Annotated in this window: 19 protein-coding genes; 6 read left to right on the top strand and 13 right to left on the bottom strand. The window is 67.5% G+C overall.

Annotated features, from left to right (window positions below):
* Positions 1 to 31: 31 nt before the first annotated feature.
* Positions 32 to 646 carry a TetR/AcrR family transcriptional regulator gene (locus tag TX88_RS14370; RefSeq protein WP_044519398.1) on the bottom strand — a complete coding sequence of 205 codons (615 nt, stop codon included), beginning with the start codon at positions 644 to 646 and terminating at the stop codon, positions 32 to 34.
* Positions 647 to 740: 94 nt separating this feature from the next.
* Here TX88_RS14370 and TX88_RS14365 point away from each other — a divergent pair, with 94 nt between their 5' ends.
* The 3 genes from TX88_RS14365 to mtr are packed head-to-tail and all read left to right on the top strand — an operon-like array spanning position 741 to position 4,157.
* Complete coding sequence (locus TX88_RS14365) at positions 741 to 1,694, top strand: TIGR03564 family F420-dependent LLM class oxidoreductase (RefSeq protein WP_162563141.1); 954 nt, start codon at positions 741 to 743, stop codon at positions 1,692 to 1,694.
* 27 nt (positions 1,695 to 1,721) lie between these two features.
* Positions 1,722 to 2,762, top strand: coding sequence for an alpha/beta hydrolase (locus tag TX88_RS14360; protein ID WP_044517654.1), 1,041 nt, complete (start codon positions 1,722 to 1,724; stop codon positions 2,760 to 2,762).
* Between the two features lie 9 nt (positions 2,763 to 2,771).
* On the top strand, positions 2,772 to 4,157 hold the full coding sequence (gene mtr, locus TX88_RS14355) for a mycothione reductase (protein WP_044517652.1): 1,386 nt from the start codon (positions 2,772 to 2,774) through the stop codon (positions 4,155 to 4,157).
* Here the strand turns inward: mtr and nicT are convergent.
* The 7 genes from nicT to TX88_RS14320 are packed head-to-tail and all read right to left on the bottom strand — an operon-like array spanning position 4,154 to position 10,684.
* Complete coding sequence (gene nicT / locus TX88_RS14350; RefSeq protein ID WP_044517649.1) at positions 4,154 to 5,254, bottom strand: Nickel transporter NicT; 1,101 nt, start codon at positions 5,252 to 5,254, stop codon at positions 4,154 to 4,156. The genes mtr and nicT overlap by 4 nt on opposite strands.
* A 56-nt stretch (positions 5,255 to 5,310) precedes the next feature.
* Positions 5,311 to 5,640: an ArsR/SmtB family transcription factor gene (locus TX88_RS14345; RefSeq protein WP_044517646.1), complete on the bottom strand. Its 330-nt coding sequence runs from the start codon at positions 5,638 to 5,640 to the stop codon at positions 5,311 to 5,313.
* Positions 5,641 to 5,649: 9 nt separating this feature from the next.
* Positions 5,650 to 6,405: a FadR/GntR family transcriptional regulator gene (locus TX88_RS14340; RefSeq protein WP_044517644.1), complete on the bottom strand. Its 756-nt coding sequence runs from the start codon at positions 6,403 to 6,405 to the stop codon at positions 5,650 to 5,652.
* A 17-nt stretch (positions 6,406 to 6,422) separates the two neighbouring features.
* Positions 6,423 to 7,199: a 3-oxoacyl-ACP reductase gene (locus tag TX88_RS14335; RefSeq protein ID WP_209446983.1), complete on the bottom strand. Its 777-nt coding sequence runs from the start codon at positions 7,197 to 7,199 to the stop codon at positions 6,423 to 6,425.
* A complete protein-coding gene (locus TX88_RS14330) occupies positions 7,196 to 8,575 on the bottom strand; it encodes an aldehyde dehydrogenase family protein (RefSeq protein WP_044517640.1) in 1,380 nt (459 codons plus the stop codon). Before TX88_RS14330 ends, TX88_RS14335 begins: the two co-directional genes overlap by 4 nt.
* Positions 8,572 to 9,330, bottom strand: a complete 759-nt coding sequence (locus tag TX88_RS14325; protein ID WP_044517637.1) for a gamma-glutamyl-gamma-aminobutyrate hydrolase family protein — start codon at positions 9,328 to 9,330, stop codon at positions 8,572 to 8,574. The genes TX88_RS14330 and TX88_RS14325 overlap by 4 nt, the downstream gene beginning before the upstream one ends.
* Positions 9,317 to 10,684, bottom strand: a complete 1,368-nt coding sequence (locus tag TX88_RS14320; protein WP_044517635.1) for a glutamine synthetase family protein — start codon at positions 10,682 to 10,684, stop codon at positions 9,317 to 9,319. The genes TX88_RS14325 and TX88_RS14320 overlap by 14 nt, the downstream gene beginning before the upstream one ends.
* 188 nt (positions 10,685 to 10,872) lie before the next feature.
* Between TX88_RS14320 and TX88_RS14315 the strand changes: the two genes are divergently transcribed.
* Positions 10,873 to 12,465 (top strand): amino acid permease, encoded by a 1,593-nt coding sequence (locus TX88_RS14315; protein ID WP_044517634.1) that lies wholly within the window; start codon positions 10,873 to 10,875, stop codon positions 12,463 to 12,465.
* Between the two features lie 9 nt (positions 12,466 to 12,474).
* Here TX88_RS14315 and TX88_RS14310 read toward each other — a convergent pair whose 3' ends face one another.
* The gene (locus TX88_RS14310; protein ID WP_049924914.1) at positions 12,475 to 15,798 is read right to left on the bottom strand and encodes a DEAD/DEAH box helicase; all 3,324 of its coding nucleotides are present in this window, start codon (positions 15,796 to 15,798) and stop codon (positions 12,475 to 12,477) included.
* A gap of 97 nt (positions 15,799 to 15,895) precedes the next feature.
* Here TX88_RS14310 and TX88_RS14305 point away from each other — a divergent pair, with 97 nt between their 5' ends.
* Complete coding sequence (locus TX88_RS14305) at positions 15,896 to 17,701, top strand: N-acetylglutaminylglutamine amidotransferase (RefSeq protein WP_044517632.1); 1,806 nt, start codon at positions 15,896 to 15,898, stop codon at positions 17,699 to 17,701.
* Positions 17,698 to 19,485 (top strand): N-acetylglutaminylglutamine synthetase, encoded by a 1,788-nt coding sequence (gene ngg / locus TX88_RS14300; protein ID WP_044519395.1) that lies wholly within the window; start codon positions 17,698 to 17,700, stop codon positions 19,483 to 19,485. The genes TX88_RS14305 and ngg overlap by 4 nt, the downstream gene beginning before the upstream one ends.
* Positions 19,486 to 19,560: 75 nt before the next feature.
* Here ngg and TX88_RS14295 read toward each other — a convergent pair whose 3' ends face one another.
* From TX88_RS14295 to map, 4 genes are all read right to left on the bottom strand, one after another.
* The gene (locus TX88_RS14295) at positions 19,561 to 20,124 is read right to left on the bottom strand and encodes an alpha/beta fold hydrolase (RefSeq protein ID WP_044517629.1); all 564 of its coding nucleotides are present in this window, start codon (positions 20,122 to 20,124) and stop codon (positions 19,561 to 19,563) included.
* Positions 20,125 to 20,187: 63 nt separating this feature from the next.
* The gene (locus tag TX88_RS14290; protein ID WP_044517627.1) at positions 20,188 to 20,862 is read right to left on the bottom strand and encodes a hypothetical protein; all 675 of its coding nucleotides are present in this window, start codon (positions 20,860 to 20,862) and stop codon (positions 20,188 to 20,190) included.
* Positions 20,863 to 20,871: 9 nt separating this feature from the next.
* Positions 20,872 to 22,377, bottom strand: a complete 1,506-nt coding sequence (locus TX88_RS14285) for a cobyric acid synthase (RefSeq protein WP_084621904.1) — start codon at positions 22,375 to 22,377, stop codon at positions 20,872 to 20,874.
* A 10-nt stretch (positions 22,378 to 22,387) separates the two neighbouring features.
* The gene (map, locus tag TX88_RS14280; protein ID WP_044517623.1) at positions 22,388 to 23,245 is read right to left on the bottom strand and encodes a type I methionyl aminopeptidase; all 858 of its coding nucleotides are present in this window, start codon (positions 23,243 to 23,245) and stop codon (positions 22,388 to 22,390) included.
* Positions 23,246 to 23,247: the final 2 nt, after the last annotated feature.

The following is a 23,247-nucleotide window of genomic DNA, read 5'->3' as shown; positions in this document are numbered from 1 at the left end:
TCGACGTCGACGGCTTTCTGTTATTCCAAGGTTATCGCGCGGCGAATCCCAGTTGGCCAGGCATGGTAGTGCTATCCGTCACCCGCAGCCCGTCGACGAGCAGCCGGACCAGCCGGATGCGCTGGTTCTCGTCCCGATCGGCAAGCTGTCCGACCCAGGCGATCCCGGCGGCCAGGTCCAGGATGTCGTCGACGTCGGCATCGGACCGGATCGCTCCGCATGCCACCGCCCGGGCGATCAGCTGCGCCCCGGCCTGACGCGCGGCCCGGCAACCCTGCACCTCCTCACCGTCGGGTGCGACATCGACCAGGGTGCGGGCCAGCCCGTCGTAGACGTTGCCCTGCGTGATGTAGGCGTCGAGCCACTCCGTCAGGGCGGCAACGGGATCGGCGGCGTCCAGAAGTGATTCCCCATGGTCTCGCAGGGCCCACAATCCGTCGTCGATGACCGCGCGCACCAACTGATCGCGGGTCGGAAAATGCCGGTACAGCGTGCCCGGGCCCACCCCTGCCGCGCGGGCCACGTCGTCGAGCGACGCCGAGACACCGTGCCGGGCGAATGCCTCGGCGGCGGCGGTCAGCAGCGCCTGCCGGTTGCGGGCGGCATCGGCACGCAACGGGCGCGGGCTGGGGTTCGGGCCCGTCATGGTCACTGCTCCTCTCAACTCGCCTCGACAAACGGAGACCGTCTCCATATATTTACCGGAGAGAGTCTCCGCATCCTATCTCCGGGAGCAGCGCATGCGTCTTTCTGTCATGTCCATCCCTGATCCGGGCCCCGCCCCGGACGCTCCGCACGGCCTCGACGCGGCAATCGAACCCGTGATCGCCGCCGATCGATCCGGCTTTCACCGGGCATGGATGCCGCAGCTGCCGCCGATGGCCGGGATGGCGTCGTGGGACGTGCTCACCGCCCTGGCCGTCGCGGCCGGCCGCACCAGCCGCATCGGGCTGGGCACCGGAGTCGTCGTCGCCTACACGCAGCATCCGCTGGCACTGGCCCGTCAGGCACTGACCACGAACGCCGCCGCAGGCGGCCGCTTGACCCTCGGCATCGGCGTCAGCCACCCGTTCATGGTCGAGGCGTTGGGTTACTCCTACGAGCGGCCCGCGGCATTCCTGCGCGAGTATCTGGAGGTACTCATCCCGGCGCTGGCCGGCGAGCCCGTCGAGCACCACGGACCCCGGATCACCACCACCGGGCAGGTGACCATTCCGGGCGCGCCGGCACCGCCGGTCGTCACCGCAGCGCTCGGGCCGCAGATGCTCGACCTGGCCGGTGAACTCACCGATGGCACGATCACCAGCTGGGCCGGGCTGAAAGCCTTGGAGGATCACATCATTCCGCGGCTGAGCCGAGCCGCGGCCCGAGCGGGCCGGCCCGCACCCCAGGTGATCGCCGGACTGCCCGTGGTACTCACCGACGACCCCCGCTCCGCTCGCGATGCGCTGGCGGCCGCCTTCGAGATCGCCGGGCAGGCGCCGGCCTATCGCGCAGTGCTGGACAAGGAAGGCGCGGCAGGCATCGGTGAGGTCTGCGTCGTGGGCGACGAGGCCGCGGTGGAAAAACAGCTGCGCCGGTTCGCCGACATCGGGGTCACCGAATTCGTCGCCTCGCCCAAGGAGGTTCCGCCGTCCGACGGTGCCGCGACGGTGGCGAAGACCACCGAATTCCTGGCTTCGTTGCGGCTCTGACTTTCGGCGCGCGGTTAGGGTGGAACCGTGACGTCACGGGAGCCCGCCTGGGAGCCGGATGTATTGCCGGGGTTCTGGCAGCAGACCATCGATGCAGGACCCGATCCCGACGGCGAAGGCGACCTGGTGGCCACACTGGTACGCCGGGGTCCGGGCGGTACGGCACCGGACAGGCAGGGCGGATCTGGCCACGCCGTGCTGGCCTTGCACGGCTACACCGACTACTTCTTCCACACCGAACTCGCCGATCGATTCGCCGATCGCGGGTTCTCGTTCTACGCGCTGGACCTGCCCAAGTGCGGACGCTCCCGCCACGGCGGCCAGACCCCGCACTTCACCACCGATCTGGCGCGCTACGACACCGAACTCGAGAGGGCCCTGGCGGCCATCGCCGCCGACACCGGCAACGCCACGGTGTGCCTGTACGGGCATTCGGCGGGCGGGCTGATCCTGACCCTGTTCGCCGACCGGCTGCGCCGAAGCGGTCGGCTGGCCGCCCATCACGTCGGCGGGCTGGTGCTCAACAGCCCGTTCTTCGATCTGCACGGACCGGCGATCCTGCGCACCGCCCCCACGTCGGCCGCCCTGATCGCCCTGGCCCGGCTGCGCAAGCTGTCGGTGATCCGTAAACCCACGGAGGGCGGCTACGGCACCACGCTGCACCGCGACTACGGCGGCGAGTTCGAGTACAACCTGGAGTGGAAACCGTTGGGAGGCTTCCCCGTCACGCTCGGGTGGATCAACGCCATCCGGCGCGGGCAGGCCCGCTTACACCGCGGCCTGGATGTCGGCGTGCCGAATCTGATCCTCCGATCAGATCGCAGCGTCACCGAATCCGCTGATCCCGCGGCGATGCAGCGCGGCGATGCCGTGCTCGATGTCGGTCAGATCGCGCGGTGGTCCGGCTGCGTGGGCAACCACACCACGGTGGCTCCGATCACCGACGCCAAACACGACGTTTTTCTGTCCGTGGCCGACGCCCGGGCAGCGGCCTACCGCGAGCTCGACCGCTGGCTGGACTACTACCTGAGCCTGCAAACCCGGCCGAGCACAACACCTTCCGGATAGGGAGCGCACATGGAGCATTACGACCTGACGATCATCGGCACCGGCTCGGGCAACAGCATTCTCGACGAGCGCTACGCCGGCAAGAAAGTCGCGATCTGCGAGCAGGGCACGTTCGGCGGCACCTGCCTGAACGTCGGCTGCATCCCGACCAAGATGTTCGTCTACGCCGCGGATGTGGCCGACACGATCCATGCCAGCGCCAAATACGGCATCGATTCCCACATCGACAAGGTGCGCTGGCCCGACATCGTCGCGCGGGTGTTCGGCCGTATCGACCCGATCGCCGCCGGCGGCGAGGACTACCGCCGCAACGACCCCCACATCACGGTGTACGCCAGCCACACCCGGTTCGGACCCAAGACCGCCGATGGCCGCTACACACTGCGCACCGAGGCCGGTGACGAATTCAGCAGCGATCAGGTGGTGATCGCTGCCGGCTCCCGCGCCTACGTCCCGCCTGCCATCCTGGACTGCGGCGTCACCTACTACACCAGCGACGACATCATGCGTATCCCAGAACTGCCCGAACACCTGGTGATCGTCGGCGGCGGGTTCGTCTCCGCCGAGTTCGCCCATGTGTTCTCGGCGTTGGGCGTGCGGGTCACCATCGTGGTGCGTGGTGACTGTGTTCTCAGCCATTGCGACGAGACGATCTGCCAAGAGTTCAGCGCGCTGGCCGCCGAGAAGTGGGACCTGCGGACCCACGAGAACGTGGTCGGCTCCCACCACGAGGGTGACCGGATCGTTCTGGACCTAGACGACGGCAAGACGCTGCCCGCCGACATGCTGCTGGTGGCCACCGGCCGGATCCCCAACGGGGATCTGCTCGATGCCGACTTGGCCGGGGTGGAGGTCGACGAGGACGGTCTGGTCATCGTCGACGAATACCAACGCACCACGGCGCGTGGCGTATTCGCACTCGGCGACGTCTCCTCGGAGTACCAGCTCAAGCACGTGGCCAACCATGAGTCCCGGGTGGTCAAGGAGAACCTGCTGCGCGACTGGGACGACACCGACGCGATGGTGCGCAGCGATCACCGGTTCGTCCCGTCAGCGGTGTTCACCGAACCGCAGATCGCCACGGTCGGGTTGACCGAGGAGCAGGCCCGCGACCAGGGCTACGACTTCGTCACCAAGATTCAGGCCTACGGCGACACCGCGTACGGCTGGGCGATGGAGGACACCACCGGCATCGCCAAGCTGATCGGCGATCGCGCCACCGGCAAGATCCTGGGCGCCCACATCATGGGCTACCAGGCGTCCGCGATCATCCAGCCGTTGATCCAGGCGATGAGCTTCGGGCAGACCGCCGAGCAGGTTGCCCGGGGCCAGTACTGGATTCACCCGGCACTGCCCGAGGTGATCGAGAATGCGCTGCTGGGCCTGACCGACTAGGCCCGCGCAGCCCAGCGCTCCTCGATCCGGCCGAACCGCCAGATCCCCAGGGCCACAACCCAGCTCAATACAAAGAGCCCGACGATCGCGAATCCGACGAACTCCAGGTCGGCCGAACCGATGAATGCCAGCGGACCCGTGGTGATGCCCAGGCGCTCGACCAGCAGACCGGCCAGAACGATGACGCCGATCACCAGCGCCACGATCACCGACAACACGGTGACCGTCAGGTTGTAATAGACCTTGCGGACCGGCTGCAGGAACGCCCAGCCGTAGGCGCGCGACATGAAGATTCCGTCCACGCTGTCAAACAGGCTCATCCCTGCCGCGAAGAGCACCGGCAGCACGAGGATGGCGTACCAGGGCAGGGTGAACGCTGCCGCACCCGCCGCCAGCACCAGCAGTGCCACCTGGGTCGCGGTGTCGAATCCCAGCCCCATCAGGAAGCCGACCGGGTACAGGTGCCACGGCTTGCTCACCCGTCGCATGAACCGGCCGAGCAGACGGGCCAGGAAGCCCCGCTGTTGAAGTTGGCGTTCCAGTTCGGCCTCGTCGAACTGTCCGCCACGCATGGCACGGAAGATCTTGGCGATGCCGACGACGGCGAACAGATTCGTCAGGCCGATCAGGATGAGGAACGTCCCGGCCACCACCGACCCGATCAGGCCGAGGGTCTGCAACATCGGCGAATCCTCGTTCTGCACCGGCCCGGCCAGCGCATGAACACCGAACGCCAGCAGCAGGGCCAGCCCGAACACCACGCTGGAATGCCCCAGCGAGAACCAGAATCCCGCCGAGAGCGATCGCGTGCCCTCACCGACGAGTTTCCGGGTGGTGTTGTCGATGACGGCGATGTGGTCGGCGTCGAATGCATGCCGCACACCCAACAGGTAGGCGGTGACACCGATTCCTACTCCGAACACCCCGGCCGACCCCAGCGTGATGTGTTGCGGTGCGACGCCGAAAATCAGCACGCCCCAACCGAATACATGCAACACCAACACCACCGCCGCGACCACCGCGATCGACGTCCAATCAGCGCGGTCGAATGGCTGCGGCTTCGTCGTAGTCACCTCGGGAGCCGCGCCAGTGGTCATTTATCGAGCCTAAGACGGCACCAGATATCTGTCCAGATGAACAGATGAACACGGTTTCAGCCGTGCCGCGCCCCGATCCAATGCAGCAGGTCGTGCACCGTCTCGTCGTCGAGGCGGTAACTCACGGTGCGGCCGATCCGGGTGGAGGTGACCCAGCCCTGGTCCCGAAGTACCCGCAACGCCTGGGACACCGCGTTCTCCGACCGGCCCAGGGCCGTGGCCAGGTCGCTGACACAGATACCCGGCGCCCGGTGCAGGCCGAGCAGGATCTCCAGCCGGTGCGGGTCGGACAGCAGATCGAAGCGCTGCGCCCACCCTGAGGTGTCGACATCGGCCAGGGCCGACGACGCGCGCTCGACCTGGACCTCTTTACCGTGCTGGTCCACGGTACGAATCTAATCCAGAAAGCCGTGCAGCAAGGCCGACGATCCCCCGACGTGGGCCAGCATGGCCGCCGCGGCCCGCTCGCTGTCACCGGCCAGGATCGCCATGACGATCTCCTCGTGCTGTTCGTCGGAGTGCGCGATGTTGCGCGGCAGCAACGGGATCTGATCCAGCAGGGCATTGAGCCGCATCCGGTTCTCGGCGACCAGCGGGACCAGTGACGGAGACCCCGCCGCCTCCGCGATGGCCAGATGCAACCGCGAATCCAGCCGGCGGTAATCGTCGGGTTCGGCAGCGCGGACGTCGGCCAGCCGCGACCAGAGCCCGTCGCGTTCGGCCGCGCTCAGGGTGCGTCCGGCCGCCATCCGCGCGGCACCGACCTCCAGGATCTCGCGCAGCCGCAAGGCGTCATCGATCTCCTCGCGCGTCGGCCGATGACTGGATGTGGGCAGGGCTGGTAACTCAGCGGCCAGGAACGTACCGCCGTACCGCCCCCGTTTGGACACCAGGTAGCCGGCGTCGGCCAGCGATTTGATCGCCTCCCGGACCGTGTCACGGCTGACCCCCAGGCGGGCGGCCAGCTCACGCTCGGGCGGCAGCGACTCCCCGGGGCCCAGCACCCCCAGCCGGATCGTCTCCAGCAGCCGGCCGACCGTGTCCTCGAAGGCGTTGCCGAGCCGGACCGGCCGCAGCAACGCTCCGGCCGCCGCAGCGGGCTGCGAATCAGGCCCTGCGACGGCGGGCTGCGGATCCGGTTCGGCTGTCATGGTGAGCTACCAGGGTGTCACAGCGGCGTGACGTAGGCCGAGCTGATACCGCCGTCGACCAGGAACGTCGAACCGGTGATGAAGGACGAGTCGTCACTGGCCAGGAACGCCACCGCGGCGGCCAGCTCCTCGGGCTCGGCGAAACGGCCCACCGGGATGTGGACCAGCCGCCGCGCGGCACGCTCGGGATCCTTGGCGAACAACTCCTGCAGCAGCGGGGTGTTCACCGGGCCGGGGCACAGGGCGTTGACGCGGATTCCCTGCCGCGCGTACTGCACCCCGAGCTCGCGGGACATCGCCAGCACTCCGCCCTTGGATGCGGTGTAGGAGATCTGGGAGGTGGCCGAACCCATCACCGCCACGAACGACGCGGTGTTGATGATCGAGCCCTTGCCCGCGGGCACCATGTGGCGCAGCGCTGCCCGGCAGGACAGGTACACCGATTTCAGGTTGACGTCCTGCACCCGCTCCCAGGCCGGCAGCTCGGTGGTCTCGATCAGGTCATCCTCGGGCGGCGAGATCCCGGCGTTGTTGAACGCGATGTCGACCGATCCGAACGTCGCGGCCGCGGTGTCGAAGAGATTGTCGACGGCCGCCTGGTCGGACACGTCGACCGCGACGAACAACCCGTCGAGTTCCTCGGCGGCGGCCTCACCAGTGGCGGGGTCGATATCGCCCACCACGATCGTGGCACCCTCGGCGCGCAGCCGCCGTCCGGTGGCCAGACCGATGCCGCTGGCGGCGCCGGTGATGACGGCAACCTTGCCGGCCAGGCGTTGGGTCAGATCCATCAAAAAGACTCCTCTGCTCGATCTTCTATGGCGAAGAAGACGTTCTTGGTTTCGGTGAAAGACAGTGGCGCGTCAGGTCCCAACTCACGCCCCAGTCCGGACTGCTTGAACCCGCCGAACGGCGTGTTGTAACGCACCGACGAGTGCGAATTGACGCTGAGATTGCCCGATTCCACCGCCCGCGACACCCGAAGTGCGCGCGAGAGATTATCGGTCCAGATCGAACCCGACAAGCCATAGGGGGTGTCGTTGGCCAGCGCGATCGCGTCGGCCTCGTCCTCGAACGGCAGCACCGTCACCACCGGGCCGAAAATCTCGTCGGTCACGGTGCGGTCGGTGCGCTGCGGCGTCAACACCGTTGGCGGGAACCAGAACCCGGGACCGTCCGGGGCGGAACCCCGGAATGCCACCGGGGCATCGTCGGGCACGTAGGACGACACCGACTCCCAGTGCGGACGCGATACCAGCGGCCCCATCTCGGTGCCGCGGACCGTGGGGTCCCCCACCGCGACGCCCTTGACCGCAGGTTCCAGCAGCTCCATGAAACGGTCGTAGACACTGCGCTGCACCAGGATCCGGCTACGAGCGCAGCAGTCCTGCCCCGCGTTGTCGAACACCCCGTAGGGTGCGGTGGCGGCGGCCTTCTCCAGATCGCAGTCGTCGAACACGATGTTGGCGCTCTTGCCACCCAACTCCAGGGTCACCCGCTTGACCTGAGCCGCCGCCCCCGCCATCACCCGCATCCCCACCTCGGTGGATCCGGTGAACACCACCTTGCGCACGCCGGGGTGGGTGACGAACCGCTCCCCCACCACCGAACCCCTGCCCGGCAGCACCTGGAAGAGCCCTGTAGGCAAACCCGATTCGACGGCGAGCTCACCGAGCCGGATCGTGGTCAGCGGGGTCCACTCGGCAGGTTTGAGCACCACCGCGTTGCCGGCCGCCAGCGCAGGGGCGAAGCCCCACGCGGCGATGGTCATCGGGAAGTTCCAGGGCGTGATGATCCCGACGACACCGAGCGGCTCGTTGAACGTGACATCCAGGCCACCGGCCACCGGGATCTGCTTGCCGCTCAATCGTTCCGGCGTGGCCGAGTAGAACTGCAGGACGTCCCGGACGTGCCCGGCCTCCCATTCGGCCTGCCCGATCGGATGCCCGGAGTTGGCCACCTCGAGGGCGGCCAGGTCACCGATGTGGGCGTCGACGACGGCTGCGAATGCGCGTAGCGCGGCGGCCCGCTCGGCCGGGGCCAGCCGGGCCCATGCCCTTTGCGCGACGGCGGCACGCGCCACCGCGTCGTCGACGGCCTCCACGTCCATGAGGTCGACGGTGGTCAACACCTCCTCGGTAGCCGGGTTGACGACCTGGCTGGATGTCATGAGACCCTCTCTGTCGCATAGGTTCTGGCCGCGTTCACCACAGCGGCGAACACGCGTAGGTCATCGAGGCTCTCCTCGGGGTGCCATTGCACGCCCAGCACGAACGCGTCGCCGGGCAGCGCTGGATCACGTTCGACGGCCTCGATCACGCCGTCGGAGTCGCGGGCACTGACCACCAGGCCCTCACCCAGCCGGTCGATGGCCTGATGGTGATAGCACTGCGCGTCGGACGTCTCGCCGATCAGATCGGCCAGTCGGGTGTCGGGCAGCGTGCGCACGGCGGAGGTGCCGAAGACCGCGTTGCCCTTCTGATGATGGGTGTGCCCGATCACGTCGGGCAGGTGCTGGTGCAGGGTGCCGCCCAGCGCCGTGTTGAGCACCTGTGCGCCCCGGCACACGCCGAGCACCGGGATCCCGCGCCGCAGTGCGGCTTCCAGAAGGGCGAACTCCCAGGCATCGCGCTCGGTGGCCGGCTCGTTGGTGGCGGGATGCGATTGCTGTCCGTAGCGCTGCGGATCCACGTCCGGACCGCCGGTGATGACCAGGCCGTCGACCCGGTCGAGCACCCGGTCGGCGATCTCTCGGTCCACCGGCTGCGGCGGCAACAGGAGCGCGATGCCACCGGCACGGGTGATGCCGTCGAAGTAGACCTGCGGCAGGAAGCTGGCCCGCACATCCCAGACCCCGGTCTGCGCCTGCTGCAGATAGGTCGTCAATCCGATGATCGGACGGGTCCCCGATTCAGAGCCGCTCAAAACCGCGCACCCTCTCCCAGTCGGTCACCGCGGAATTGAAGGCGGCCAACTCGATCCGCGCATTGTTCAGGTAGTGCTCGACGACGTCGTCCCCGAACGCGGTGCGCGCCACCTCGGACTTCGCGAACAGCTCGGCCGCCTCGGCCAGGGTGGTCGGCAACCGTTGCGCCCCACTGGCATAAGCGTTTCCCGGCAGTGCGTCGGGCAGTTCCAGCCCGTGATCGATGCCGTACAGACCACCGGCGATCAGCGCCGACACGGCCAGGTACTGATTGACGTCACCGCCGGGCGCCCGGCATTCCACGCGCATTCCTGACCCGTGACCGACCACACGCAGCGCGCAGGTGCGGTTGTCCATGCCCCAGGCGATGGCCGTGGGCGCGAAGCTGCCGTCGGCAAACCGCTTGTAGGAGTTGATGTTGGGCGCGTAGAACAATGTCAGCTCGCGCAGTGTGGCCAGTTGGCCGGCGATGAAGCTGCGGAACACGGGCGACATCCCGTGCGGGCCGGACTCGTCGGCGAAGACCGGTGACCCGTCCTCGCCGCGTAGCGAGATATGGATGTGGCAGCTGTTGCCCTCGCGTTCATCGAATTTCGCCATGAACGTCAGGCTCTTGCCGTGCTGGTCGGCGATCTCCTTGGCACCGTTCTTGTAGATCGTGTGGTTGTCGCAGGTGGCGCGGGCATGGTCGTACCGGAACGCGATCTCCTGCTGACCCAGGTTGCACTCGCCCTTGACGCCCTCGCAGTACAGCCCGGCACCCTCCATGCCCAGACGGATGTCGCGCAGCAACGGCTCCATCCGGGTGGAGGCCATCATGGCGTAGTCGACGTTGTAGTCGCTGGCTGGTGTCAGGTTGCGGTATCCCGAGGCCCAGGCCTCGCGGAATGTGTTGTCGAACACCATGAATTCGAGCTCGGTCCCGACGTACGGCACCAGCTTCCGCTCGGTCAGCCGGTCGATCTGGCGGTTGAGGATGCTGCGCGGAGCCTGCTCGACGGGGCGACCGTCCAGCCACGACAGATCCGCCATCACCAGCGCGGTGCCGGGCAGCCACGGGATCAACCGCAAGGTGCTGAAGTCGGCGGTCATCACCATGTCGCCGTAACCGGTGTCCCAGCTCGACATCGAGTAGCCACCGACGGTGTTCATGTCGACGTCGACCGCGAGCAGGTAGTTACAGCACTCCGCACCGTGGGCGGCGACCTCTTCGACGAACAACCGTCCCGAAACCCGCTTACCGGTCAGCCGGCCCTGCATATCGCAGAAGGCGACGATGACGGTGTCGATCTCACCCGCCGCCACCATTTGCTCCAGATCGGCTCGTGCCAGCATGCCGGGGTTCTGGCTCATTGCGCACCCTCCTGCCCGTGTGGGACTCGGTGGCCAACCTGACGTCCAGCCGACCATTGACTCGCCGATGACGTCACGATCGTGCCCCGAATTAGCATGATTGTCACGTCTAAAAGGTAGGACAGCAGACCAATAAGGCTCTATTGTCCGTGTGCAGACCGCCCACGTCCTGCACACGAGGAGCCGCCATGCCCGAGGGACACGAAGAACTCACCGAACACCTCACCGACGACGAACAACATCTCGCCAAACTCGGTTACGTCCAGGAACTGCAGCGGTCCTGGTCGGGATTCTCCAACTTCGCGATCTCGTTCTCGATCATCTCGATCCTGGCCGGCTGCTTCACCTCATTCGGGCTGGGCTGGAACAACGGCGGTCCGGCCGCCATCGCCTGGGGCTGGCCCATCGTCTCGGTGTTCATCCTGATCATCGGATTCTGTCTGGCCGAACTCGTCTCCGCATACCCCACCTCAGGCGGAATCTATTGGTGGGCATCGAAACTCGGCGGCCCCAAGGCCGGGTTCTACACCGGCTGGCTCAACCTGATCGGCTTGATCGCCATCCTGGCATCGGTGTCCTACGGCAGCGCGACATTCCTGGACCTCACCCTGGGGACGTTCAGCGAATCCTGGCTCGCCGGCTACAGCCTGACCCGGGTGTTCATCATGTTCCTGATCATCCTGGCGGTCTCGGCCGTGATCAACATCTTCTCGTCACACCTGCTGGCCGTCATCAACAACGTCTCGGTGTGGTGGCACGTCGCGGGCGCCACGGCGGTGATCGCCATCCTGTGGCTGCTCCCCGACCAACACGCCACCGTCTCCGACGTTTTCGCCAAGACCATCAACAACTCCGGGATCTTCTCGGGCTCCACGTCCGGATGGGGCTTCCTGCTGTTCGTGCTGCCGATCTCGGCAATCCTGACGCAGTACACGATCACCGGATATGACGCATCGGCCCATCTGTCCGAAGAGACCAAGAGCGCGGCCAATGCCGCCGCGAAGGGCATCTGGCAGTCGATCTTCTACTCGGCGATCGGCGGCTGGATCCTGTTGCTGTCATTCCTGTTCGCCGTCCAGAACTCTGACGAGGTGTCGGCCAACGGTGGAGCGGTAGCGACCATCTTCACCCAGGCACTCGGATCGAAGTGGGCGGGCGTCGTGCTGCTGATCGCCACCGCGGGTCAGCTGTTCTGCACCACCGCCTGCCAGACCAGCGCCTCACGCATGCTGTTCGCGTTCAGCCGGGACCGCGCGGTCCCCGGGCACCAGTTGTGGTCGAAGGTCAGCGCCAGCCGGGTGCCCGCCAACGCCGTCATCGTCACCGCGGTGATCGCGGCGATCATCACGCTGCCCGCCATCGTGCCGGTGAAGATTCCGGTCAACGGCGTGGACGTGCCCTCACCGGTCGCGTTCTATGCCGTCGTCTCCATCGGCGTGGTCGGGCTGTACCTGTGCTTCGCGGTGCCGATCTACTTCCGGTGGAAGGCCGGCGACTCCTTCGAGCAGGGCCGGTGGAACGTCGGCAACAAGTACAAGTGGATGGCGCCGGTGGCGATCGTCGAGATCATCGTCACCTCGATCATCGCGATGTTCCCGACCTCGCTGGGCGGCATGCCGTGGGACCCGAGTTTCCAGTGGAAGTTCGTCAACTACACCCCGCTACTGGTCGGCGGCGTGCTGGTGCTGCTCTTCATCTACTGGCACGTGTCGGTGAAACACTGGTTCACCGGTCCGATCAAGCAGGTGGACGCCGCCCCGGCCGCCGAACTGCCGGGCTGATCACCCGGGTCACCCGAGCAGTTCGCGGATATCGGAGGCGGAGATGGTCGAGCCGAACAGATCCCCGTCATCGACCACCGCGGCGAACAGGGCCCGCTTGCGGTCCTGCAATGCGACCACCTTCTCCTCGATGGTGTTCTCCGCGACCAGGCGATAGACGCTGACCGGCCGGGTCTGCCCGATGCGGTGGGCCCGGTCGACGGCCTGAGCCTCGGCGGCCGGGCTCCACCACGGGTCGCACAGGAAGCAGTAGTCGGCGGTGGTGAGGTTCAGCCCGAATCCGCCCGCCTTCAGGCTGATCAGGAACACCTGTTTGGCCCCGGCACCGAATTCCTCGATGGCCCTGGCCCTTCCGTCGGAGTCGACCGAACCGTCGAGGTAGCTGTAGGCGATACCCGCGGAATCCAGGTGTGCCCGCACGATACCGAGGAATCCGGTGAACTGGCTGAAGACCAGCGCACTGTGGCCCTCGGCGACGAGCTGGTCGAGTTGTTCGACGAGGAAGTCGATCTTGGCCGATCCCACCGGGCGTGCGGAGTCGTCGACCAACCCCGGATGCAGGCTGAGCTGCCGCAGCAGGGTCAGCGACCGGAAGATCTGGAAGCGGTTCTTCTCCCAGTCCCCCAGCAGCCCCAGGACCTTCTGCCGTTCCCGGGCCAGCCGCGTGTCGTAGATCTTGCGATGCTTGGCGCCCAGGCCGATGGTGAGCACCTGTTCGCTCTTGGGTGGCAGCTCGCTGAGGACCTGACTTTTCGTGCGTCGCAACAGCACCGGCTTGATCCGCCTGCGCAACACCGGCAGCAGATCGTCGGCCTGACCCGATTCGATCGGCTTACGGAAATAGGTCTCGAACACCTTCGGCGACGGGAACAGCCCGGGCACCGTGATCGACAGCAGTGACCACAGCTCCATCAGGTTGTTCTCCATCGGGGTGCCCGTGATCGCCAACTTGAACGGCACATCCAGCAGCCGTGCGGCCTGATGGGTCTTGCTGTGGTGGTTCTTCACGAACTGCGCTTCGTCGAGAACCATGCCGGCCCAATGGATTTGCGAGTACGCCTCGACATCCAGGCGCAGCAGCGTGTAGGACGTGACGACGATGTCCGCCTCGGCCACCTGCGCGGCCAGGCCGACGGCTGCCCGCGCATTGGTCGAGGTCACCACGACCGCGTTCAGTCCCGGGGTGAACTTGTGGCACTCGGCCACCCAGTTGCGCGCCACGCTGGTCGGTGCCACCACCAGGAACTTGCCCGCGCCGCCCGCCACGGCACGGGCGATGAGCGCCAGCGTCTGCACGGTCTTTCCCAGGCCCATGTCGTCGGCGAGGACCCCGCCGATCCCGTTGTCCCACAGGAACGAAAGCCAGTCCAGCCCATCGCGCTGATAGTCGCGCAACTCGGCATCGAGCCCCTCGGGCGGGTCGACGGGGACCGGAGGGCGGGCAGCGGCCAGACGCGCCAGGTTGGCCCGCCACCGGGCGAGCTGCGCGTCGACGACACCCAGCGCGAGTAGTTCGTCCCACAGCGTGATGTTCATCGACGCGGCGTTGACCCGGTCCCCGTCGATCTCACCGAGTGCCCGCGCCTCGTCGAGCAGGGCTCTCAACCGGACCAGCTCGGGCGTGTCCAACCGGAAGTACATCCCCGACGGCAGGAGCATGTGCGTTGCACCGGTGCTCAATTCGCGGATGAGCTCGGGCAGGGCGACCGTCTCGCCGTCCACGCTCACCGTCACGTTCAGGCTGAACCAATCCCCCGGCACCGAGGTGTCACCGGAGAACGACAGGACCGGATCGGCGCCGGCGGCCCGGTACCGGTCATCGGCGTCGATCGTCAGGGCCGCGAAACAGTCCAGCTGCGGCAAGGTCTGATCACACAGCACCGCAGCCTCCACCAGGGTGAGATTCACCCCGCCCAGCAGCGTGCGCTGAGACGCCACGGCGACCGCGTCCAGGGCGCTCGGGGCATTGACGATGGCCCGCAACTCGTGGACGGCATCGGTGTCCAGCGTCGCGGTGATCCGGCGGTTGACATGTTGTGCCGCTTGACGTTTCCAGTCCTGCGCGGCCGCTGCGACCGCCTGCAACGCGGGCAGCACCCGCAGCCAGAGCGCCCGTTCGGCGTCAGCGTCGCGATACCCGATCAACCCGACCGAAGACATCGGGTCGAAGTCGTGATGCTGATCGTTGACCTCATACCGCGTACTCCAGAACACCCGCGCGCCGCCGTCGGTCACCTTGACCGTCAGCGCGGGCATCGGGCCCGTGATGGTCGGCGGGACGAACAGGCCGTCGGCGACCTCCATGTCCACACTGCCGGCCAGGCGCGGCAGGATGTCGACCGCGAGTTCGCGGGCCATGTCGGCCGGAATGTGCACCTGCTCGCGGTGGCCCAGCATCTCGGCCATGGTGCGCCCCGGCACCGGGTCGAAGGCGCCGAGTCGCAGCACCGAATCGGCGACCTGGAACATCCCGTGCGGAGCCGGCATCCCGATCAGTGCGACGCCGTCGGGGTCGCTGTCCTGTCCGTCCACGATGAGAGCCACCGACATCACGGCGCCGCCGCCCTCGGCCGCGAAGTCCAACCGGAGGTGGACGTTCTTGACCAACTCGACCGCGCGGATGCCGCTCGCGGTGTCGGACAAGACGGTCACACCCGCGTCCAGCACGTCGTCGAGCCGGGGCCACAGCGTGGCAGGCATTCCGTTGAGCGCCATCCCCTCGCCGCCGTGCGGCTGGGAGTACCGCGCCACCTCCGACAGCAGCGCCCGCACGGCCCGGTACTGGTCCCGGTCGAACTCGCCGGGGTCCGGATAGTCCACGAGACGCCGCCACGTCAGCGCGCGGGTGATCCAGGTGCCCCGTTTGCCCAGGGACAGCGGGCGCAGCATCAGCAAGGTGCCCGGGCGGTAGCGGGTCGGGGCGACGACCGAGAACTCCAGCGCGATCGGTTTGCCGCCGCCTTCGGGAACGGCGACCTCGTCGAGCACCTTGTCGAGCACGTAGCGCCAACGGTCCACCGGTGAGTGGGCCGGATCCGACGGCGCGGCCGCCAGCACCAGGGCCGCCGCATGTTTGCAGAACGACCCCACGGGGCATGAACACAACGCCCACTCGACGACCGCCCGGCTACCCGGCGACAGTCCGACCTCAAGGACGTACAACTGCCCATGCGAACCCACACAGCGCCCGCGCAGCAGGCGCTCGTCGTCATCGAACTCGATGTCACGGATCCGGCCCTCGGCCGCATAGCGCTCACCCCGCACGGTCGACTGCGCGCCGAAATCACGAATCAGCTCGTCACGGGCTATGCCGAAGCCGAATCCAGGCCTCATGGGAGGAGAATAGGGCCACTCTCCGACATGTCATGGTCACACCCCCGACACACCGCGGGTGGCGCGCCGACGACAGATCCTGTGTAGGGTCGAACTGATGTGTGGAGCCGCCGGGGAGGTGCGTCTCGATGGCCGGACACCGGATATTTCAGCGGTGTCGGCCATGGCAGACGCGATGGCACCCAGGGGTCCGGATGCGGCCGGTGTGTGGTCGCAAGGCCGGGTCGCGCTGGGTCACCGCCGCCTGAAAATCATTGACCTGACCGAAGCGGGCGCCCAGCCCATGGTTGATCCCGAACTCGGATTGACCGTTTGCTGGAACGGCTGCATCTACAACTACCAAGAGCTGCGCCGGGAACTGTCCGGGCATGGCTACCGCTTCTTCTCGCACAGCGACACCGAGGTGTTGCTGAAGGCCTATCACCACTGGGGTGACCGGTTCGTCGAGCACCTGATGGGGATGTTCGCGTTCGCGATCGTCGAGCGTGACACCGGCCGGGTTCTCTTGGGACGCGATCGGCTGGGCATCAAGCCGCTCTACATCACCGAGGACGCCCACCGGATCCGGTTCGCGTCGTCGCTGCCCGCCCTGCTGGCCGCCGGTGGCGTCGACACCCGGATCGACCCGATCGCGCTGCACCACTACCTCACGTTCCATTCGGTGGTGCCGCCCCCGCTGACCATCCTGCAGGGCATCAAGAAGGTGCCGCCCGCGTCGGTGGTCGCGATCGAACCCGACGGCAGCCGGCACACCACGGTCTACTGGTCGCCGGACTTCACCCGGAACGCCGACCGGGCCGACTGGTCGGAAAAGGACTGGGAGGACGCGGTACTGGAGTCACTGCGGCGCGCGGTCGAGCGCCGGCTGGTGGCCGACGTGCCCGTCGGATGTCTGCTGTCCGGCGGCGTCGATTCCAGCCTGATCGTCGGACTGCTCGCCGAGGCCGGTCAGCACGGCCTGTCCACCTTCTCGATCGGTTTCGAGTCGGTGGGCGGGGTGGCCGGCGACGAGTTCAAGTACTCCGACATCATCGCCGAGCACTTCGAAACCGACCATCACCAGATCCGCATCGACACCGACCGCATGCTTCCCGCGCTCGACGGAGCGATCGGCGCGATGAGCGAACCGATGGTCAGCCATGACTGCGTGGCCTTCTATCTGCTCAGCCAGGAAGTGTCCCGGCACGTCAAGGTGGTGCAGTCCGGTCAGGGCGCCGACGAGGTCTTCGCCGGTTATCACTGGTATCCGCCGATGGCCGAACCGGGTGCGGCCGGCCTGGACGGGTCCGTGGCCAGCTACCGGGGAGCGTTCTTCGACCGGGACAGCTCCGGGGTGGGCGCGCTGATCAGCGAGAGCTACCGGGCCGACGGGGATCCCAGCGGCGTGTTCGTGACCGATCACTTCGCCGCCGCGGGCGCGCAGACCGGTGTGGACCGGGCGTTGCGCCTCGATACCACCGTGATGCTGGTCGACGATCCGGTCAAGCGGGTCGACAACATGACCATGGCGTGGGGGCTGGAAGGCCGGGTGCCGTTCCTCGATCACGAACTCGTCGAGTTGGCCGCCACCTGCCCGCCGGGCCTGAAGACCGCGCACGGGGGCAAAGGTGTGCTCAAACAGGCTGCGCGCCGGGTGATCCCGGCAGCGGTGATCGATCGCCCGAAGGGATACTTCCCGGTCCCGGCCCTGACGCACCTCGAGGGGCCGTACCTGGACATGGTCCGCGACGCGCTGTATGCGCCGGAAGCCAAGGAGCGCGGCCTGTTTCGCCCCGAGGCCGTCGACCGGCTGCTCGCCGACCCGAACGGCAGGCTGACCCCGCTGCGGGGCAATGAGTTGTGGCAGATCGCGCTGCTCGAGCTGTGGTTGCAGCGACACGGGGTGACGGGGGCCGCGGCGTGACCGCCACTGACCATGACGCGTCGGAGGCCTCGTTGGGTTCCGACCACACCGAGGCGATCACCCTCGGCCTGCACGATGCCACGCCGCAGCATCTGGTCGATGCCATGGCAGAGGATGTGGTGCTCGAATTGGGCTGGGGCCGGTTGATTTTCGGTCAGACCTTCGCCGATCCCGGCCAACTCGCCGAGGTGCTGCAGCAGGAAGGTCCGGGCCGGCGCGACATCTGTATCTACGCCCGCGAATCGCACGTACTGATCGCCCGGTCCCCCGCCGAGCTGTTCATCGACCCGAGTCATACCTACCGGTTGCGGTTCACCGACGAGCTCACCGCGGCCGAACCCGTCGGGTTCAGCGTGCGCACCCTGCAGACCCCGATGGACGCCGACGCGATGAACCGCGTGTACGTCCGGTGCGGCATGGTGCCCGCCCCCGTGGATGTCATCTGGCACAACCACACCTTGACCCCGGCCGTGATCTACCTGGTCGCGGTGCGCGATGACGACGGTTCCGTGGTGGGCACGGTCACCGGCGTCGACCACAAGCGGTTGTTCACCGACCCCGAGGACGGGTCGAGCCTGTGGAGCCTGGCGGTGGACCCGGCCGCCGGACTACCCGGGGTCGGCGACGCCTTGACCCGCACCCTGGCCGGCATCTTCCGCGAGCGCGGCCGCGCGTACCTGGATCTTTCAGTGGCCCATGACAATTCCGCCGCGATCGCACTGTACGAGAAGCTGGGTTTCCACCGGGTCCCCGTGCTGGCGGTCAAGCGCAAGAACGCGATCAACGAGCCGCTGTTCACCCATCCTCCGGAGACCGTCGACGATCTGAACCCGTACGCGCGCATCATCGCCGACGAGGCGATGCGCCGCGGGATCCGCGTCGAGGTGCTCGACGCGGGCGCCGGTGAGATGAAGCTGTCGCACGGCGGGCGCAGCATCATCACCCGAGAGTCGCTCTCGGAGTTCACGTCGGCGGTGGCCATGGCCCGCTGCGACGACAAGCGCCAGACCAGGCGGATCGTCTCGGATGCCGGTATCACGGTGCCCAAGGGCCGCCTGGCGACGTTCGACGGCGAGGACCACGATTTTCTGGCCGAGGTCGGCGATGTGGTGGTCAAGCCCACCCGCGGCGAGCAGGGCAAGGGCATCACCGTCGGGGTCGACGGCGGCGAGGAGCTGGACGCGGCGCTGCACCGGGCCCGCGAGCAGTACCCGGAGGTGCTGATCGAGCAGCGGGCCCCCGGCGACGATCTTCGCCTGGTGGTCATCGACGGCAAGGTGGTGGCCTCGGCGATCCGCAGGCCCGCCGAGGTCGTCGGCACCGGAAAGCACACCGTGGGCGAGTTGATCGAGACGCAATCACGCCGCCGGGCGGCCGCCACCGGCGGCGAGTCACGCATCCCGATCGACGACGTCACCGTGGGAACCGTCGCCGAAGCCGGCTGGTCATTCGACGACGTGTTGCCCGAGGGGGTCCGCCTCCGGGTACGGCGGACGGCGAATCTGCATCAGGGCGGCACGATTCACGATGTGACCGCGGAGGTGAACCCCGAGCTGTGCCGGGTCGCCGTGGCCGCAGCCGAGGCGATCGGCATTCCGGTGACAGGGATCGACCTGCTGGTTCCCGATGTGACGGGCCGGGAGTACGTCTTCATCGAGGCCAACGAACGTCCCGGGCTGGCCAATCACGAGCCGCAGCCCACGGCGGCCGCGTTCGTGGATTTCCTGTTCCCGCAGCAGCCGGGTTTGCCGCAAGCCTGGACGCCTTCGGAGGCGGCTGACTGAGCGCCCGCGCGAAGGCAGGCTGCCGACCCGGCAACACTGTGGCGGCTGACTGAGCGCCTCGAGACTGAGCGCCGGTCACCAACTACTGGTACGCAGCACGATCTCGGCCGCGAGCTGCGCGGTCGAGTCTCCGGCGTTGCGCCGTCCCGGCATCTCCACGAGCCGGAAGTCGCCGTAGACGTAGCGCTGGCTGGCCTTGGCGACGGCACGTGCCGCGGGGGTGCTGACGAGCACGGTGGTGTTCATCTCCACCGGAGGGCATTCGTCGTCGCGGACCACGCCCGTGGCGTCGGCGACGCGCGGGTGGCCGCGATCCACCACCACCAGTCCGATGAACTTGTCCAACCGGGTCGCCGCCAGCTCCCAGGCCAGCTCTCCCCCGAGCCGGTCACCGACCAGCAAAGCCCATTTGATGTCGAGTGAATCGAGAATGCCGACGATCGCCTTGGCGGTCAGCCGCGGATCCGGGCCGATGATGACCGTGCGCAGTGAAGCCGTGTGCAACCGCCGGCAGATCGGCTCGTAGGCGGCAGGGCCGTGATGTCCGGCGCTCAGCACCACCACTGTGGACCCCTTGTCGGGCCCCGAGACGTCGACGGGTGTGGTGTATCCGTCGATCGTCGCGACGGTGGTAAGCATTCGGACAAACTACCGTCCAGTAGCCTCGGGCGGGCCGGAATCGGCATTGTCCTGACGTCCGCGTCAGCGAGCGCCCAGCCGCTCGGCCTGCATACCGAAAACATCCAGAAACGTCTGCGGCAATACACCTTTGGCGGCGATCGATGGATCCTGTGTGGGGAACGCGATACCGAAAACCGCCCAGTTGCCGACATTTTCGAAGGCGAAGAAGATGCTCTGCTCGCTGGCACCCAGCCGCATGGTCTGCTGGTAGGCCAACGCCGACGTGCGGGGTCCGGCCAGCTTGGTGGTGGTCATCGGGATGCCGCTGTCCGACGGATCGAAGTAGGTGGAGAACTGTGCACACCGTTCCGCGGTGGCCGCCAGCCGGTCCAGCGGCAGCGGCGAGGTCAGCACGGTCAACACCATGCGCGCCCCGTCGTAGGCCGCGATGATCTGCGCGGCACTGCCCGGGCCCCGCTCGGCGGATTCGGCGATCACCCTGGTCAGCCCGTCACTGCATCCGGCCGGGGTGGACAACATAGGCGGCGGGCCGCTCGATCCGCCCGGGCCCGCGCCGTCATCGGTGACCCGGTCGAACTGCACACCGGGCGGGAGATCGGCGGCTGTCAGCAAAACCTTCTGCAGGGTGGCGCCGGGCCAGGTGGGCGACCCGGTGACCACGGGTGCGCAGCCGGTCACCGCCACCAGGGCGACCAGCCCGAACAAAACTGCCACCGACCGGTGGCGTCGAATCATATGCCCAGGTTACCGAGGTGAACCGAGGAGCGCAGTGCTCATGGTGGGCCGGGGTGGTGCTCCGTGCTGTACCAGGTCCATGACAGCCCCGATGTCGAGGTGCGCGGCCAGCAGGTCGGCCATCAGATCCAGCTGGGCATCGCGCCGGCCCCGCACGTCGATGTCATCGGCAACCACGAATCCGTCACGACCGGCGTCGCCGGCGATCTCGGTGAGCCAGGCCCGGCGCAGATGGTCGTTGTCGAGCAGACCGTGCCAGTGGGTGCCATAGACGGCGCCGTGGCGCAGCCCGACACCGAGCCAGTCATCGGCCGCTGCCCGGGTCACCTGCCCATGGTGAATCTCGTAGCCCCACAAGGGTTCTTCCCAGTGCCGCAGGGTCTTCTCGACAGCGAACTCGATGTCCGCGTCGAGCAGACCCAGGCCTTCGACGCGGACCGCCGCGGCGGCTCCCGCCTCGACGGCGTCATCGATGCGACGGCACAGCATCTGGAACCCGCCACACACACCGAGCACGGGTCGGCCCTGCGCGGCGTGCGTGAGAATGGCCTCGGCCAGGCCGCGTTGGCGTAACCAGGCCAGATCGCTCACCGTGGCCTTGCTGCCGGGGATCACCACGAGGTCGGCACCGGTGAGGTCGGCGGCGTCGGCCACCCACCTCACCGCGACCCCCGGTTCGCAGGCCAGTGCCTCGATGTCGGTGGAGTTGGAGATGCGCGGCAGCCTGACGGCGGCGACGGTGAGCGTCTGCGCCCCGCGAGGCGGTTGCGGTGTGCCCACCATGCCGCCCGGCCGGACCGATACCGAATCCTCTGTGTCGAGCCAGATTCCGTCGTCGAACGGGATCACCCCGTAGGTGGGGCGACCGGTCAGCTCCTGCAGCTGGGCCAATCCGGGTTCCAGCAGGGCCGGGTCGCCGCGGAACTTGTTGACGATGAATCCCGCGATGAGCGCCTGGTCCTCGGGAGCCAGGACGGCCACGGTGCCGTGCAGGTGGGCCAGCAGGCCACCGCGGTCGATGTCACCCACCACGACGACCGGCAGGTCAGCGGCCCGCGCCAGCCCCATGTTGGCCAGGTCGGTCGCACGCAGGTTGATCTCCGCCGGTGAGCCCGCGCCCTCACAGATCACCACGTCGAATTCGGATCTCAGCGAGGCCAATTCGTCGGCGACCACGCCGGCGAGCCGCTCGCGGTGGGTGAAGTAGTCCCCCGCGGCAACGGTTCCGGCCACCTGACCCCGGATCACCAACTGTGACGTGCGGTCCCCGCCGGGCTTGAGCAGGATCGGGTTGAACCGGGTGCTGGGTGCCAGCCCGGCGGCGTGGGCCTGCATCGCCTGGGCCCGGCCGATCTCGCCGCCGTCGACGGTGACCGCCGAGTTGTTCGACATGTTCTGCGCCTTGAACGGCGCCACAGACAGACCCTCTCGGGCCAGCAGCCGGCAGAGGCCGGCCACGACCATCGACTTACCGGCGTCAGAGGTGGTCCCGGCGACCAGCAGCGCCCCGCTCACGGTGCGTTGTTCACGGCAACGTGAGGATCTCGGCGCCGTCCTCGGTGACCACGAGCGTGTGCTCGAACTGAGCGGTCCACTTGCGGTCCTTGGTCACCACGGTCCAGTCGTCGTCCCAGATCTCGTAGTCCAGCGACCCGAGATTGATCATCGGTTCGATGGTGAAGGTCATGCCCGGTTCCAGCACGGTCTCGACCGAGGGCTGGTCGTAATGGAGCACCACCAGCCCGTTGTGGAACGTGGTGCCGATACCGTGGCCGGTGAAATCACGAACGACGTTGTAGCCGAACCGGTTTGCGTAAGCCTCGATGACCCGGCCGACGATCGACAGCGCGCGCCCGGGCTTGACCGCCTTGATGGCCCGCATGGTCGCCTCGTGCGTCCGCTCGACGAGCAGCCGGTGTTCCTCCGAGACGTCTCCGGCCAGGAAGGTGGCGTTGGTGTCGCCGTGGACTCCGTCGATGTAGGCGGTGACGTCGATGTTGACGATGTCGCCGTCCTCCACCACGGTGGAGTCCGGGATGCCGTGGCAGATCACCTCGTTCAGCGAGGTGCAGCAGGATTTGGGAAACCCCTTGTAGCCCAGGGTCGACGGATAGGCGCCGTGATCGATCATGTACTCGTGCGCGATGCGGTCCAGCTCGTCGGTGGTGACGCCGGGCGCCACGGCCTTTCCGGCCTCGGCCAGGGCGGCTGCCGCGATCTGACCGGCGACGCGCATCTTCTCGATCACCTCGGGGGTTTGCACCCAGGGTTCGCTGCCCTCCTGCACGGTGGGCTGCCAGGCGTACTCCGGCCGTGGGATCGACTTGGGAACCATCAGGGTCGGTGAGAGCACGCCGGGGCGCAGGGCGGTACGAACTGGCATGT

Source organism: Mycolicibacterium septicum DSM 44393 (assembly GCF_000455325.1).
In the GTDB taxonomy this organism is placed as follows: domain Bacteria; phylum Actinomycetota; class Actinomycetes; order Mycobacteriales; family Mycobacteriaceae; genus Mycobacterium; species Mycobacterium septicum.
The sequence above is the reverse complement of the archived record's forward strand: the minus strand, read 5'-3'. Positions and strand labels throughout refer to the sequence as shown.